This is a genomic window from Microcoleus sp. FACHB-1515 (assembly GCF_014696105.1).
GTDB lineage: Bacteria > Cyanobacteriota > Cyanobacteriia > Elainellales > Elainellaceae > JAAUTJ01.
This window is the reverse complement of the sequence record NZ_JACJPO010000056.1, coordinates 1-14,377: the sequence shown is the minus strand read 5'-3', so window position 1 is coordinate 14,377 and position 14,377 is coordinate 1. Positions and strand designations below refer to the sequence as shown.

Annotated in this window: 16 protein-coding genes; 8 read left to right on the top strand and 8 right to left on the bottom strand. The window is 51.6% G+C overall.

Annotated elements, in window-relative coordinates; genetic code table 11:
- Positions 1 to 26: 26 nt before the first annotated feature.
- On the top strand, positions 27 to 1,229 hold the full coding sequence (locus tag H6F67_RS18615) for an HhoA/HhoB/HtrA family serine endopeptidase (RefSeq protein ID WP_190768129.1): 1,203 nt from the start codon (positions 27 to 29) through the stop codon (positions 1,227 to 1,229).
- On the opposite strand, the gene larC is transcribed toward H6F67_RS18615, so the two are convergent.
- Positions 1,217 to 2,554, bottom strand: coding sequence for a nickel pincer cofactor biosynthesis protein LarC (gene larC / locus H6F67_RS18610; RefSeq protein ID WP_190768128.1), 1,338 nt, complete (start codon positions 2,552 to 2,554; stop codon positions 1,217 to 1,219). The two genes, H6F67_RS18615 and larC, sit on opposite strands and share 13 nt — an antisense overlap.
- A gap of 45 nt (positions 2,555 to 2,599) precedes the next feature.
- Between larC and H6F67_RS18605 the strand changes: the two genes are divergently transcribed.
- From H6F67_RS18605 to H6F67_RS18585, 5 genes are all read left to right on the top strand, one after another.
- Complete coding sequence (locus tag H6F67_RS18605) at positions 2,600 to 3,394, top strand: metallophosphoesterase (protein ID WP_190768127.1); 795 nt, start codon at positions 2,600 to 2,602, stop codon at positions 3,392 to 3,394.
- A 30-nt stretch (positions 3,395 to 3,424) separates the two neighbouring features.
- Entirely contained in the window at positions 3,425 to 4,087 is a 663-nt protein-coding gene (locus tag H6F67_RS18600; protein ID WP_190768126.1) for an L-threonylcarbamoyladenylate synthase, read from the top strand.
- 309 nt (positions 4,088 to 4,396) lie between these two features.
- The gene (locus H6F67_RS18595) at positions 4,397 to 5,635 is read left to right on the top strand and encodes a HetZ-related protein (protein WP_190768125.1); all 1,239 of its coding nucleotides are present in this window, start codon (positions 4,397 to 4,399) and stop codon (positions 5,633 to 5,635) included.
- Positions 5,636 to 5,685: 50 nt separating this feature from the next.
- Complete coding sequence (locus H6F67_RS18590; RefSeq protein ID WP_313926862.1) at positions 5,686 to 6,471, top strand: 3'-5' exonuclease; 786 nt, start codon at positions 5,686 to 5,688, stop codon at positions 6,469 to 6,471.
- Between the two features lie 380 nt (positions 6,472 to 6,851).
- The gene (locus tag H6F67_RS18585; RefSeq protein WP_190768124.1) at positions 6,852 to 7,184 is read left to right on the top strand and encodes a hypothetical protein; all 333 of its coding nucleotides are present in this window, start codon (positions 6,852 to 6,854) and stop codon (positions 7,182 to 7,184) included.
- Between the two features lie 151 nt (positions 7,185 to 7,335).
- On the opposite strand, the gene H6F67_RS18580 is transcribed toward H6F67_RS18585, so the two are convergent.
- From H6F67_RS18580 to H6F67_RS18565, 4 genes are all read right to left on the bottom strand, one after another.
- A complete protein-coding gene (locus H6F67_RS18580; protein ID WP_190768123.1) occupies positions 7,336 to 7,977 on the bottom strand; it encodes an EcsC family protein in 642 nt (213 codons plus the stop codon).
- 286 nt (positions 7,978 to 8,263) lie between these two features.
- Positions 8,264 to 8,674 carry a PIN domain-containing protein gene (locus H6F67_RS18575; protein WP_199304511.1) on the bottom strand — a complete coding sequence of 137 codons (411 nt, stop codon included), beginning with the start codon at positions 8,672 to 8,674 and terminating at the stop codon, positions 8,264 to 8,266.
- Positions 8,675 to 8,679: 5 nt separating this feature from the next.
- Positions 8,680 to 8,919: a hypothetical protein gene (locus H6F67_RS18570; RefSeq protein WP_190768121.1), complete on the bottom strand. Its 240-nt coding sequence runs from the start codon at positions 8,917 to 8,919 to the stop codon at positions 8,680 to 8,682.
- Between the two features lie 122 nt (positions 8,920 to 9,041).
- Complete coding sequence (locus tag H6F67_RS18565; protein WP_190768120.1) at positions 9,042 to 9,272, bottom strand: helix-turn-helix transcriptional regulator; 231 nt, start codon at positions 9,270 to 9,272, stop codon at positions 9,042 to 9,044.
- Between the two features lie 94 nt (positions 9,273 to 9,366).
- On the opposite strand from H6F67_RS18565, the gene H6F67_RS18560 reads away from it, so the two are divergent.
- Positions 9,367 to 9,678 carry a peptide ABC transporter substrate-binding protein gene (locus H6F67_RS18560; protein WP_190768119.1) on the top strand — a complete coding sequence of 104 codons (312 nt, stop codon included), beginning with the start codon at positions 9,367 to 9,369 and terminating at the stop codon, positions 9,676 to 9,678.
- Positions 9,679 to 9,786: 108 nt separating this feature from the next.
- On the opposite strand, the gene H6F67_RS18555 is transcribed toward H6F67_RS18560, so the two are convergent.
- From H6F67_RS18555 to H6F67_RS18545, 3 genes are all read right to left on the bottom strand, one after another.
- Positions 9,787 to 10,242, bottom strand: coding sequence for a type II toxin-antitoxin system VapC family toxin (locus H6F67_RS18555; RefSeq protein ID WP_190768118.1), 456 nt, complete (start codon positions 10,240 to 10,242; stop codon positions 9,787 to 9,789).
- A gap of 19 nt (positions 10,243 to 10,261) precedes the next feature.
- Positions 10,262 to 11,017, bottom strand: a complete 756-nt coding sequence (locus H6F67_RS18550) for a hypothetical protein (protein ID WP_190768117.1) — start codon at positions 11,015 to 11,017, stop codon at positions 10,262 to 10,264.
- A gap of 145 nt (positions 11,018 to 11,162) precedes the next feature.
- Positions 11,163 to 13,631, bottom strand: coding sequence for an ATP-dependent Clp protease ATP-binding subunit (locus H6F67_RS18545; RefSeq protein ID WP_190768116.1), 2,469 nt, complete (start codon positions 13,629 to 13,631; stop codon positions 11,163 to 11,165).
- A gap of 369 nt (positions 13,632 to 14,000) precedes the next feature.
- Here H6F67_RS18545 and H6F67_RS18540 point away from each other — a divergent pair, with 369 nt between their 5' ends.
- Positions 14,001 to 14,279 carry a hypothetical protein gene (locus tag H6F67_RS18540; protein WP_190768115.1) on the top strand — a complete coding sequence of 93 codons (279 nt, stop codon included), beginning with the start codon at positions 14,001 to 14,003 and terminating at the stop codon, positions 14,277 to 14,279.
- The last annotated feature ends 98 nt before the right edge of the window (positions 14,280 to 14,377 follow it).

Below are 14,377 nucleotides of genomic sequence, written 5' to 3'. Positions count from 1 at the left end.
TTGTCGATCGCATTTCATTCACCGCTATGGATTTTCAGCCCCGCGCCTTGTTCACCCAATTGAGCCGCTATGCTGCCGTTCTAGCCTTGGGAGGTGCGGTCGGCTGGGCGGGAACCCACTGGCTCGATCGCCCTGCTGCCAACGTGCCGCAGGCGATTCCTGTCTCGCTGCCGATTCAGTCACCCACGCCAACGGCTGCCCCCCAAACCGCCAATTTCATCGCCGATGCCGTCGATCGCGTCGGTGGAGCTGTCGTTCGCATTGACTCCACGCGCACCCGCGCCCAAACCGACGCGCTGCAAAACCCGTTTTTTAGACGATTTTTTGAGGGAGGTCAGCGTCCACTTCCACCGCAGCGCGTCGAAGAAGGAACCGGATCAGGATTCATTCTCAGCGCCGACGGTCGCATTCTCACCAATGCTCACGTCGTGGATGGAGCCGATCGCGTTACGGTGACGCTCAAAGACGGACGCACATTTGACGGCAGAGTGATTGGTGAAGATCCGGTCACGGATGTCGCCGTGATTCAAATTGGCGCAACCAATCTGCCAACAGCCACCCTAGGTAATTCCACCCAGCTTCAGCCCGGACAGTGGGCGATCGCGATCGGCAATCCGCTCGGCCTCGACAACACCGTTACGGCAGGCATCATCAGCGCACTCGATCGCACCAGTCTACAGGTCGGCGTTCCCGATAAGCGTGTCCGGTTCATCCAAACCGATGCCGCCATCAATCCGGGCAATTCTGGCGGTCCACTGCTCAACGATCGCGGCGAAGTGATCGGCATCAACACGGCGATTCGCGCCAACGCGCAAGGCTTAGGCTTTGCCATTCCGATCGAAACGGCCAACCGCATCGCCGAGCAGCTATTTGCAACCGGAGAAGTGCAGCATCCCTACTTGGGAATTCAAATGCTCGATCTGACGCCGGAGCGCCGCAAAGAACTCAACGAAAATCCCAGATTGAATCTGAATGTGGCGATCGATCGCGGCGTGGTGATCGTCGAAGTTGCGCTTAACGCCCCTGCCGCCCAAGCCGGACTCCGCCCCGGAGATGTCATTGTCAAAATTAACAACGTGCCCGTTGAAACTTCGGCAGATGTGCAGGCACAAGTCGAAGAGAGCCGCGTCGGGCAAGTGCTCAGCGTTGAAATCAACCGCAGCGGTCAAGCCCAAACCTTGCAGATGCGCCCGATCGCCTTTCCCGAAAATCTAATTCAGTCCGAATAGCCCGGCTCGCTCAAGCCCAATTTCGATCGCGCCTTAGCTAAAGCGATCTGGTGAATTTCGCGCCAGGGTCGATCGATCCGCCGCGCAATGTCCGCACAGTCTTCATATTCCGGCTGCACGTTGAGAATTTCTCCGGTTGTGGGACGCGCCACCTTGATTCGCACCGCACCATAAGGCGTTTCGATCGACTGCATCTCGCGCTGTAAAATCGTGCGCTCTTGCAGCGATCGCCGGATGCCCAAGGTCGTCGTTTCGCGAAACAAAACGGTTTGACAAGCCGTCACGCGATCGATCGGGCAAACCACACTCAGCAAAATTCCCGGACGCGATTTCTTCATGCCGATCGCCTGCGTAAATACATCGACCGCACCTGAGGCAAACAATCGCTCGAACACATAGCCGATCGCCTGCGGACTGCAATCATCAATTTGCGTTTCCAAAACGGCGATCGGTTCGATCGAGTCGGAAGCGTGAGGGTGAGGGTGATGCGACTCGATCGAAGCGTGGTGATGAAATTCGATCGCGTCCGTTTCGCCAATCCACAGCCGCAGCAGATTCGGCAACGCCAGATCGCGCCCGCCTGCACCCAAGCCAACTTTCCGCAGAATCATCGGCGGTGGTGCGCCAAAATGGGTGGCGAGTGTCGTTGCGATCGCGGCTCCGGTCGGCGTCACCAGTTCGCGATCGATGCCGTTGCTGTAGATCGGAATTTGCCGCAGTTCAAACAGCTTCAGGACGGCAGGCGCAGGCACGGGCAAGCGTCCATGTGCCGCTCGAATCGTGCCGCCGCCCACAGGCAGCGGAGAACAGTGAATCTGCTCAATGCCCAGCCAGTCCAGGCCGATGCAGGTTCCCACGATGTCTACGATCGCATCGATCGCCCCAACCTCGTGAAAATGCACTTCGGCGGGCGAAATTCCGTGTACGGCTCCTTCTGCTTCGGCCAAGCGGCGAAACACGGCAAGACTCCAACGAGTAGCGCGATCGCTCAAGTTCGCCTGAATAATCAACTGCTCAATTTCTGGCAGGTGGCGCGTATGCGAATGCTCGTGCGAATGCGCCTCGTGGTTAAACGTCGTATGAGCATCGACGCCTGCTTCCGTCGATCGCTGGGCGGGTGGCTGCACCAGATGCACCTGCACTTTCGTTCCCTGCTGACCGTTGCGCCGCACCAACTCGGCTGAGAGGCGATATTCTGCGGCCAAACCGAGGCGACTAAGCTGCTCGCTGAGATAGGCTAACGGTACGCCTGCATCCACCAGTGCGCCCAAACACATATCGCCCGCAATTCCAGTCGGGCAATCGAGATAAGCCAGCTTCGGCATAAGCAGTGGTGTAGAAATTGAGACAACATCAGCTTAACGGATCGAATGAAACTGCATATTCTCAGCGACTTGCATCTTGAATTTGAAGCGTTCACTCCGCCCGTGACGAATGCCGATGCGATCGTGTTGGCGGGCGATATTCATGTTGGCAAAAAAGGCGTTGAATGGGCAAAAACACACTTCTCAAACAAGCCTGTAATTTATGTGCTGGGCAATCACGAATTTTATGGGAAAGCCTTTCCCAAGCACGTCATTGATCTCAAGAAATTAGCTGAGGGCACGAACATCCACATTCTGGAAAACGATCGCCTCACGCTCGATGGCATTACGTTTTTGGGTTGTACCCTATGGACAGATTTCAACCTGTATGGGAATCCAAAAGTTGCAGGTCATCAGGCGACTCAAACGATGAGCGACTATCGCAAGATTCGCGTCAGTTCTGACTATCGCAAGCTGCGATCGATCGACACCGCGATTATTCACAACAAATCTTTACAGTGGCTTAGTAGTGAACTAAGCGATCAGCAAAATCAGCCGATCGTCGTGATTACGCATCACGCGCCCAGTTCGCGATCGCTTCCCGATAATCGTGAAGATTTACTCAATGCGGCTTACGCTTCTCCGCTCGATTGCGTAGTCGAACAGTCGCAGGCGGCGTTGTGGGTTCATGGACATCTGCATCAGCAGCAAGATTATTCGATTGGCAAAACGCGAGTCCTCTGTAATCCCAGAGGCTACCCGGACGAGCGCAATCCGCACTTCATCCCCAACTTGGTCGTCGAGCTAAGCGGATCGATCGCGAGCCTTAAGACGGACGATCGCATCTCAAAATTGAGCTAACCATAGAGAAGAGATGAGAGGGGCATGAGCATGGCAACGATCTATTCGCTTCATCCGCAAACGCCGCAGGCACGCACGATCGAGCAAATCCGCGCTGCTTTGCGATCGGGAGCCGTGATGCTGTATCCCACCGATACCGTGTATGCGATCGGCTGCGACCTCACCTCAAAGCAAGCGATCGATCGCGTCCGCAAAATCAAGCAGCTATCCAACGACAAGCCGCTGACGTTTTTGTGTCCCTCGCTGTCCGACATTTCGCAATATGCGATCGTCACCGATCGTGCCTATCGAACAATGCGGCATTTGATTCCTGGCCCCTACACCTTTTTGCTGCCCGCCACGAAGCTGGTTCCCAAGCTGGTGATGAATCCCAAGCGCAAAACAACGGGAATTCGCGTCCCCGACCATCCGGTTTCGCAAGCGCTGCTCACCGCTTTGGGCAATCCGATTATTTCCACATCCGCGCATCCGTATGTAGAAGACGAGCCAGAACCCGACCGGATCTCGCAGGCCGAACTGTTCGATCGCTTTGAGAACATTGTTGATCTGATTGTGGATGACGGCAGCGAACCGGGAACGCAGGTTTCGACAATTCTCGATTTCAGCACAGATACGCCCAACTTGGTGCGGCGCGGTTTGGGTTGGGAAACTGCCTTGCAGTGGGGTGTTGAGGAATTCAGTGAAACTGCTTAGAAGATTTGATCCGGCTGCTCAACTGTCCACTCAGATTTTGTGACAGTTGAGCAGCAAGCGGGATTTTCATCGGTTCGATCGCTCCATTCTCCGAATCCGGACAGACACCTGAGAAACTGACCTAGGCAAAGGCACTGTTGCCCGTAGTTTTCGACGATTGCTCTGTAGACAGTTTCATGAGTCAAGGGCTGAAGATTGACCGCAGATGATTTTCACTGCGATCGCTAAACTGGAAATAGCTTGGTGTTCCGGTTTATACCCGTTTCAGCCCTGACTCAAACTGTCCGTGCAACTACCAGGGCCGCCAAGATGAACTTTGAACCTACCAAAACTCGCCAGACACTGACTGATTCCGAAGAACTACTGGTTGCTTCCGCTGTCAGCAGCGAACGCTACCTCCCGCGCGAAGAACTCACCCACCTGCTTCTACAGGAACTGACTGCCCAAATTCCCGCCGCTTCTGCGACGGCTCAAGCGGTTGCCCATCGCCTCGCTGCCGAAGTCGATCGCGTCTGCCAAAAAAGCGATCGCATTCAGGCTTCCGGCCAGCAGCACACGTGGCAGCTTACTCTAGCTCGCCATCGGCTGCAAAAATGCCTCAGCTACTATCAGCTTGGTTCGCGTCGGGGGCGCGTTGAACTGCACAGCCATCTCAGCGCAATGGTTTATCGGCACGTTGCGCCCAGTCGATCGCACTTGGGTTTCAGTGGACGCTACAGCTTAATCGAAGATTTTTTACAAAGCTTTTATATTGAAGCACTCAAGCAGTTTCGCCGCGAAGCCGACTTGCCCGCCGACTACAGCCCAGGCACGCGCTTGGAATTGGCGGAATACATGGCCTTTACCGAACACTACGCCAAGCGGAGAATTTCGCTATCCGGTCAGCGCAACCAGCAGCTTATTGTTCTGCGTGCCCAAGGCTTTGCTAAACGTCAGCCGCCAGAAACCGCGCTGGATATGGAAGCGGCAGTCGAAACGGCAAAAGGTGAAGATGCCGAGAACCACAGTCGATCGCCGCTCGTCCAGCAAGTCCGCGAACAGATGGTGTCGGAAGCGGCTGATCCGGCAGAATCCGTGTTGCGCGATCGCGTCGTCCAAGAACTCACTCAGTACCTCGAAGCCCAAGGCCAAGCCGACTGTGCCGACTACCTCGCCTTGAAAATGCAAGATCTCTCCGTTCCCGAAATTGATTCGATCCTCGGTTTGACGCCGCGCCAGCGCGACTACTTGCAGCAGCGCTTTAAGTACCACGTTGAAAAGTTTGCCCGATCGCACAAATGGCAGCTCGTTCACCAGTGGCTCGGAGCCGACCTGGATCAAAATCTTGGCTTATCGCGTTTGCAGTGGGAAGCTTTTGTCAAAACGCTTTCGCCCGAACAGCGGCAACTGCTGGAACTTAAAGGCGTTGGTGTCGGCGTCGTGCAAACTGAACCGCGATCGGACGAAGCGATCGCCAAAATTCTTAAATGTACGCCCAAACAGGTGCATCGCCGCTGGGTGAAGCTGCTTGATCTAGCGTGGCAAGCTCGCAACCAAGGTCGTGAATAAGACCAACCCTGATACAATAAACGCTTCTTAGCCTTGTCACTGAACTGATTGTGAAATCGATCGATCTGTTGCGCTACTACCGTTCCTTGAGTGGACGATCGCTCACCGTTGTGGATGTTGAAACAACCGGGAAATATGCCTCTCGCGATCGCATTACCGAACTGTCGGTGCTGAGCGCTACGCCAGAAGGTGAAATCATCGAGCAGCAAACGGATTTAATCAATCCCCAGCTTAAGATGCAGCCATATATCATCCGCTTTACCGGGATTACGCAGGCAATGGTCGATGCGGCTGCGCCTGCTGCAAATGTGCTGCCGCGCTATGAGCCGCAACTGCGATCGGGCGTGCTAACCGCACACAATCTCGAATTTGACTACGGTTTTTTGCAGCAGGAATACGCTCGCTTGGGTACGGATTTTGCGCGATCGCCATCCGATCAGCTTTGTACCGTTCTGCTTGCTCGATTGCTGCTGCCCGATTTGCCCTCGCGTCGCTTGCCCGATTTGGTGCAGCATTTTGGCTTTAACGTCGGACGATCGCACCGTGCCGAAGCGGATACGATCGCCTGCTGGCTATTGGCAAAACGCTTGCTTGCAGAACTAAACCAGATTGAGGATGATGTGCTGCTGAAGCGCCTGGCGCAGCAGTGGTTGCCGCTCCGAATGATCGCTAACATGCTTGGCTGTTCAGTCCGCAAAGCACAGCTACAGATCGAAGCCGCAGGCATTGCGCCGCGTCCTACCCTGCACAAGCCGATGTATCGTCGAGGCGATGTTGAGCAGTTGCTTGCTGCACCCGCTGATCCCAATGCAATCGATCGCAAAAGCATCCAATAAAATCGAGTAACAAATCTGGAGCGTGGAATGCTTGACTTACGAAGTGCAGCCGCATCCTTGTTGCAGGCCGTTCAAATTCATTAAACCAATTTTGAGACAGTTACGACTGAGTTGCAGGTGATCCGCCAGCGTCAACGGGAAAGGTGACGATCAATTTGAGATCATGCTCTCTGAGCTTCGCCAGATGAAGATTGACAGCGATGCTCGCTTTGCTGCCCAACAAGCAGAAATCAGTCGCATCCTCGATCGCCTCTTTCCTCAAGAAGACAATAATTAATCCAATCGATCGCACTCCCACACCCCCAACCTCGATCGCTTTTCAGATTCAATGATTGAGGGGCGATCGCCTAAAATGAAGTAGAGTTCGAGGATGGCAGTGTATGACGCAAACACCCCAATCACCGGAACCGATCGAAAATCGAGTGAGTAATTTGGAGCGCAGTACGTCTGATTTACGAATCACAGCCGAAGCGTTATTACAGGCTATCCAGATTCATCAAACTAATTTTGAAACGATCGCTGCTGAGTTGCAGACTGTTCGCCAACGGCAGCAGGAAAGCGATCAGCGCTTCGAGATTATACTGTCAGATCTGAGACAAATGAAGATTGATAGCGATGTCCGTTTTGCAGTTCAACAAGCAGAAATTCGCGAATTGCAATTAGAAAATCGCCGCATTCTCGATCGCCTCTTCCCACCTCCAGAAAACAACTAAACCACGATCGCGAAGCGCTCCCCGTAGGGTATCGCTTCCACCCCAAAATGCTCACAGCAACGCGATCGAACAACAGAAATCATGGAGCAATCGCCCCACAATCCAATGATTAGAAGCGAGGGGCGATCGCTCTTTTATGCAGTTAAGTTTACTAGTTTGGCGTTTCCGAAAATACTGCTTTTGCAGTTTGCCCACAGCCATTTACAAACATGCCATCAAACGCGCCGCCGACAACACCTCCTACTAGCGGTACCATTTTCATGAGATTGATCACGCCTTTTTCACCAGCCTTCGTAATCAAGCGGAAACCAATCTTTTTATTGATTTCGATCAAGACCTTGCCAGGTATTTGCTTGATCACGTTTTGACATACCTTGGTTCCGATCGCAACGCCTGCGGTTTTTAGAACTTCCTCGGTTGCTTCGCCAATCAAACAGAGCAAAACCATCGTTCTCACTTGTTCAGAATGAATGTCATAGCCGCGAAGATAGGCTACTGCGGCGGCTGTGTTTGCCCCAAGCGCATAGGATGCAGCTAAGCCTGCCGGAATCGTGACTGGCATTGCGGCAATACCACCCAGCCCAGTAACAAAGCCTGTTCCAGCAGCATATGTAGTTCTCCACGCAATGACTGAATCAATTGCGTCCTCAACACTAGCTGCCTTGCTCAGATGATCTTCTGCTACCTGCTCCGCAGAAGGCAGGACTCCCAAGCCGTTGATACCAGCATCAGCGATCCATTCAAGAGTGGTCTGTACAATGTTGCTGCCGTTGTCTTCGCTAGCTGAAACCATGAAATTAAGAGTCCGAAAATTACTTCATCTTTTCTATTTCAAATTTCCGTAGAGAAACCACCGCAATCTCTCTATATCGCCAAAAATTCACAAATTGATCCCCGTATTTACACATGTAAAAAAGTCACCCCCGATCGAGCTGACGGAAGACAATGATATCGTCGAGACGGTTGAGGAACTCAGGGCGGAAGATTTGCTTGAGTTCTTCGTTGACCAGGGATTGCATTCTCTACGACTATCACTTGCTTCATAGCGATCGCCACCATAAGCTCTTGACCAAATAAACCTACGATTCAGAGAGTGTTGCCATGAACTCTTCTGGTCGCATTGCGGGGACTGAAGAGGCGGCAAAATCAGATGTATTGCGAGTGACGATGACTTCCAAGCCTGCTGCAAATGCAGCTTCGCTTGTCACCGCATCTTCAAAATCTGTGACAAAACTCTGCAACGCCGATCGAATCACTTCATCTGTAACGCTAGCCACTTGAATTCGCTGCAATAATGTTGATATGAGTTGCCGCGCTGCTTCACTGCCAAGCTGACGGCGCAAGATATAAAAGAGATTTGTTACAGCATGGCCGGAAACATATCCTTGCACTTGCTGTTGCGCTACGGTGTTCAAAGCTTGAGCGGATGCAGTAACAAAGGGCTGACGTTGAGCGAGAACATCTAGCAGCACATCGCTGTCAAACAACACGCGCCTCAACGATATTTCTCCTCTAAATAATCGACGTAAGATTCAGCGGAGTCTTCTGTACCTAACTGAATGACACCCATCAGGCTTTGAGTCCAAGGGTCAAGATCAGCGATCGATTTTGCGCTCGATGGAGACATTGACGACAGCGTTTCTTGTTGAATGGAAGCCAGCACCGACTGAACTAAACGCCAGCGATCGCGAATCGATAACTGCAACACTTGGTTCTGCAATTCTTGCAGCGTCATCAGCTCTCTCCCTCAAGCTCTTCTCTCATTGTAATTTGCGGATGTAGATGCCTTCGTAAGAAGAGCGATCGCCCTAAATTGAGAGCATCGCGATCGCAAAGCTTGCAGAACGGTACGATCCCTCACGCCTCCTCATCCCCCAAATACAATCTCACAAATTCTCTTGCAGCTTCAGGGTTAATTTGCTTAAGCGCATCCCTAAGCTGAATGACCATCTCTGCACCCGGATCGCGAATCTCATTCACCCATCGGTGCAAATTCGATCGGCCAATTCCCATTTCTGTTGCGACTCGATTCTGACTGATATCGTATGTTTCCAGTACTTGCCTTAGTGCTTTGCCTGCTTTCCCCATGCCCTTGATTCTGTCAAAGGGTCATGACCGAGTAAATGACACCGATTGGACTACGTTGTGCTAGACTTGGCCGTAGTCCAATCGGTAACAAACCATGTCTAGGAATTTTCTCTCCACACCCAAACTTTCTTCGCCGGAAATCGATCGACTGATTGCAACACTCTCCAATCCTGATCGAGAAGCGGTACAAATTTTGGTGATCGGCTCCGACAAAGGCATCACAAATGTTGTGCATAGCCTGCACATTCACGGCTTTGCTGAAGTTCAAGAATGGTCATTGCTGCTGCCTGCACCCATTCCTGGTAAGTTGATGCGAAGCCTCACGCGCTACGTTTCGATCGAGCAATTCTTGCGACTGGCGATCGTTCTTCGTTGCGATGATGAAGGGCGATCGCTTCCACCCTAAAACATTCACAGTGACGCGATCGAACCACAGAAATCAGGGAGCGATCGCCCCACAATCTAATGATTAGAATTGGGGTGATCAAGCAATGGAAATTTAATTGACTGTTAGCTATGCATTTCTCCAGGTTTCTATCTTTAGCTGTTTGACTTCTTGCATTCGAGCAAAGTCACTATCAGATGAAACAATAATCAAATCGTGTTGAATTGCGCTGCTTGCAATCCATAAATCGCGATTGTGAATTCCAATTTCCTTAAGGCTAAATTTTCTCCTCTTAGCCTTATCTTTTGGTGCAAACTGTTTAAATATTTGAGCATAAAGATTTCCATAAATCATTGCTGTTCCTTCATCTACCGTGTAAATTCTTACAAGTCTTAGAAAATCATTCAGCAGGACAAGGTTCTCAGGTCTTCGCTCGGATTTCTCAACCATCAATGTGAGTTCTCCATAAATTATTGTGTTTATGGAAATGGAAGACTCTCTTGGAAGTTGGCTAAGTTTATTAGCTACATTTGCATTTTTTCTGGAAAGGATGTCGCTACAGTGATTTGTGTCAAGTAGATACAACGCAACTTGCCCCTAAATACTATTCTTTTCTTACTTGGTTGACGTAATCGAGGCAATCATCAAAATCATTCCCTAACCAGCCTGAAGAAGTTTGCATCCAGTCTAAAATTGCTCCAACGGTATACTTCTCTTCTTGCTGATACTGATCAATCTGCCATAACACCGCTCTTGCTGTATTTCTCAACGCAATCATGCAACTTTTTATCTCTGTTTGATCTGGATGATTGTCTGGATTGTAAGTTGAGTCCGCAAGAAAGCTACTAGCGATTTTTCTTGCATTCTCTCTTGCTTGAGGAGTGAAATACTTGATGTATTTCTCTAAAGCCTCAGAGATTTTAACTAGACCAGTATATAACAAGTTAGCTTGTTCGACTGCATCTTCAACATTTAGAAACGCATGAATCATTACTCCTTGCGCTAAAAGCATTTCCTGAGGTGCCTTTGCACAAGCTTCTAATTCTTCAATCTTCTCTACATCTTCAGCCGTCAAAAAATCTGCATATCTGGCTCTCATCTCTTCCGCTAATGGCTCATATTCTGACTGAAGAATATCAATTTTATCTAAGAGATTTTCGGCGGCTTTTATATGTTCTGATACAACGATCAATCTCTCTATATCCTCAAAAAGTTTTTCTCTTGGGATTTCGCTGGTTTCTGACTCATAGTTTTTCTCCAAAACAGACTTAACTCTATCTATTTCTTCAATAAAGCTAGCAATAGAATTGTCAGCATTATCTACAAGTAGTTGAATGGAGTTCTGTGTATTTCTAGCCATACTCGAGGTTTAGCTTTGAGGATGCCTTCTTAGCCTTGAAGCAGGTTAAACAATCTATCTTTAATATTATGGCATCCGATCAGCGATCGCCCAACAAAAAAGCCACCCCCGATCGAGTGGCTTTCCATATCAAATCAATTACCCTCTACCCAACCAACTGCGGCACATTCGGGTGAACGGGACGTACTTGCACCTGACCGTCATCGTCGATGTCCATCACGGCAGTATCGCCGGACTGGATGCGGCCTGATAGCATCGCTTCGGCCAGAGCATCCTCGATCGTGCGGGTGATGGCGCGACGGAGCGGACGTGCGCCGTAGCTGGGGTTGTAGCCTTCAGCCACGAGGCGGTCTTTGACGGGCTGGGTGACTTCGAGGCGGATGTTTTGCTCCGCAAGTCGATCGCCCACTTCTTGAATTAAGAGATCCGCGATGCGGTTGATCTCGGATCGATCAAGCTGACGGAAGACGATGATGTCGTCGAGGCGGTTGAGGAACTCAGGGCGGAAGATTTGCTTGAGTTCTTCGTTGACCAGGGACTTGACGCGATCGTAGCGAGCCGTCGCCGCATCCGTCGTCGCGAACTCAAAGCCCAGTCCGCCGCCGCCCTTTTCGATCACCTTCGAGCCGATATTCGAGGTCATGATCAGAAGAGTATTCTTGAAGCTGACCGTGCGGCCTTTGGCATCGGTGAGGCGACCGTCTTCGAGCAGTTGCAGCAGCATATTGAAGACATCCGGGTGCGCCTTTTCGATTTCGTCAAACAGCACGACCGTGTAGGGCTTGCGGCGAACGGCTTCGGTCAATTGACCGCCTTCGTCATAGCCAACATAGCCAGGAGGCGAACCGATCAGCTTCGAGACGGTGTGACGCTCCATGTACTCGGACATATCCAGCCGAATCATCGCTTCTTCCGAGCCGAAGACGGCAGCGGCTAAAGCTTTCGTCAGTTCGGTCTTACCGACTCCAGTGGGGCCAGAGAAGATGAAGCTGGCGATCGGACGATTCGGATTGCCCAAACCGACACGAGCGCGACGAATCGCACGGGCAACCGCAACAACCGCTTCCTCTTGACCAATCAGGCGTTCGTGCAGCGTATCTTCCAGGTGCAGCAGCATGACGGATTCCGACTCGGTAAGCTGATTGACGGGAACGCCCGACCAAGCCGAGACGACCTGCGCGATATCTTCCGCCGTGACAATCGCAGTGGTCGAAACCGGAGCGGTCTGATTGTCTTGCAGCTTAGCTTCGAGTTCCATTTCGCGATCGCGCAGCTTGCCCGCCTTATCAAAGTCCTGCGCTTGAACGGCAGCCGTCTTCTCAGCCGTCACCTTGCGAAGCTCCTGCTTGAGTTCCTTCGAGGCGGATTGCTGAGTCGAGCGGAAGCGCACACGCGATCCGGCTTCGTCAATCAGGTCGATCGCCTTGTCGGGCAGGAATCGATCGGGAATGTAGCGGTCAGACAGTTCCGCTGCGGCTTTGAGGGCTTCATCGGAAATCGTCAGACGGTGATGTTGCTCGTAGCGATCGCGCAGTCCAAAGAGAATGGCGATCGTGTCTTCCACAGAAGGCTCACCGACCATCACAGGCTGGAAACGACGCTCCAGAGCCGCATCGCGCTCGATGTGCTTGCGGTATTCGTCCAAGGTGGTTGCGCCGACGCACTGGAAATCACCACGAGCGAGGGCAGGCTTAAGCAGGTTGGCCGCATCCAATCCGCCTTCGACCGCACCCGCACCGACAAGCGTATGGATTTCGTCGATCATCAAAATGATGCTGCCTTCTGACTCGCGCACCTCTTCCATGATTTGCTTGACGCGCTCTTCAAAGTCGCCCCGGAAGCGAGTTCCGGCCATCAGCGCCCCCATGTCGAGGCTGATCACGCGCTTGTCTTGCAGAATGTCAGGAACGGCCTGATCGATGATGCGCTGAGCGAGTCCTTCTGCGATCGCCGTCTTGCCCACCCCCGGCTCACCCACGAGAACGGGATTGTTCTTCGTGCGGCGTCCCAAAATCTGCACGACGCGCTCAACTTCTTTTTGCCGACCAATCATCGGGTCAAGCTTGCCGTCAGCCGCCATCTGCGTCAGGTCAGTGCCAAACTCCAACAGCGCTTTCGGCTGCTTGCTGCCGCGAGCATTCGGACGACGCGCTTCTTGACGACCCGCAGCAGTGGGAACTTCTTCGCCCAAAGCACGAATGATTTGGCTACGAATGAACGAGAGATCAACGCCGAGGTTTTGCAGCACTTTCGAGGCAACACCTTCGCCGTCTTGCACCAAGCTGAGCAGCAAATGTTCGGGAGCGATGTAGCGCTGATCGAACTGGCGGGCTTGCTGGAATGCCTGCTCAAAGATGCGCTTCGTTTTCGGAGTAAACGGAAGCTCGGCAGGCACAAAGCCCGAACCGCGACCAATAATGTTTTCGACTTCAGCGCGAGCGTCTTCGAGCGTGATGCCCAGTTCGGCCAGCACTTTCGAGGCAACGCTGGTTTTCTCTTTAATAATCCCCAGCAAGATTTGCTCAGTGCCGACGAAGTTGTGTCCCAAGCGCCGCGCTTCTTCCTGAGCCGCCATCACGACGGCGATCGCTTTGTCAGTAAAGTATTCAAACATGAGGGGGAAAAGTCTCCTCTATATAAATGAAGCGGTTGTGGCACGTTTCGATCGGCAGCACCACGAGCCTATGAGCGTGGCTCAAAACCGTTGCGAGCGGGGAATTCGACAGCTTGGTGAAGATGTGTAAACTTCTCTTGCTCTACTGTATCGAGCAGGCAACACCAGCAGCTAGGGCGGATAACCGAAGTGCGCGATCGGGCTGCGATCGCGCTTCAAAATAGATTTCTATCCAAGGGAAAGTGACAAAGCGATCGTTTCTCAATAGCCGCAAATGCGATCGCTCAAGTTCAATTTGCTATAGCAGTACAATTATATTAGGATGCTCCATATTTCCTCTATTATAAAATCTACTATTATGTAAAGAAAATGAGCCATACTATCAGAAAACAAGCAATTCCAACTGAATTTTTTGAGGAAATTTGTGCGGATGAGAAATTGAGATCGCTAATTGATTTGATGTGGGCTGGCGCAAGCGGAATGTTCTCTTGGTTCACAACACCACCTTTCATACCTGGCTTTGGTCAATTTTCAAGTCCAATCAACGAGTTTAAGCAGGACTACAAGGCGATGGGAGGAATTGCAGATGGTGTTTTTGAATCTGAAGATGAATTAGAGCGATACTGCACTCTTTTAGAGGACGTTTGAAAAGGTGAACAGTGTGAGCTTTTATGCCAAGCGCCTCACCATCAAACGAATCATGGCAACGTAGATCAACGTCTCGGATGTTGCGGGCAGTAGTTCAT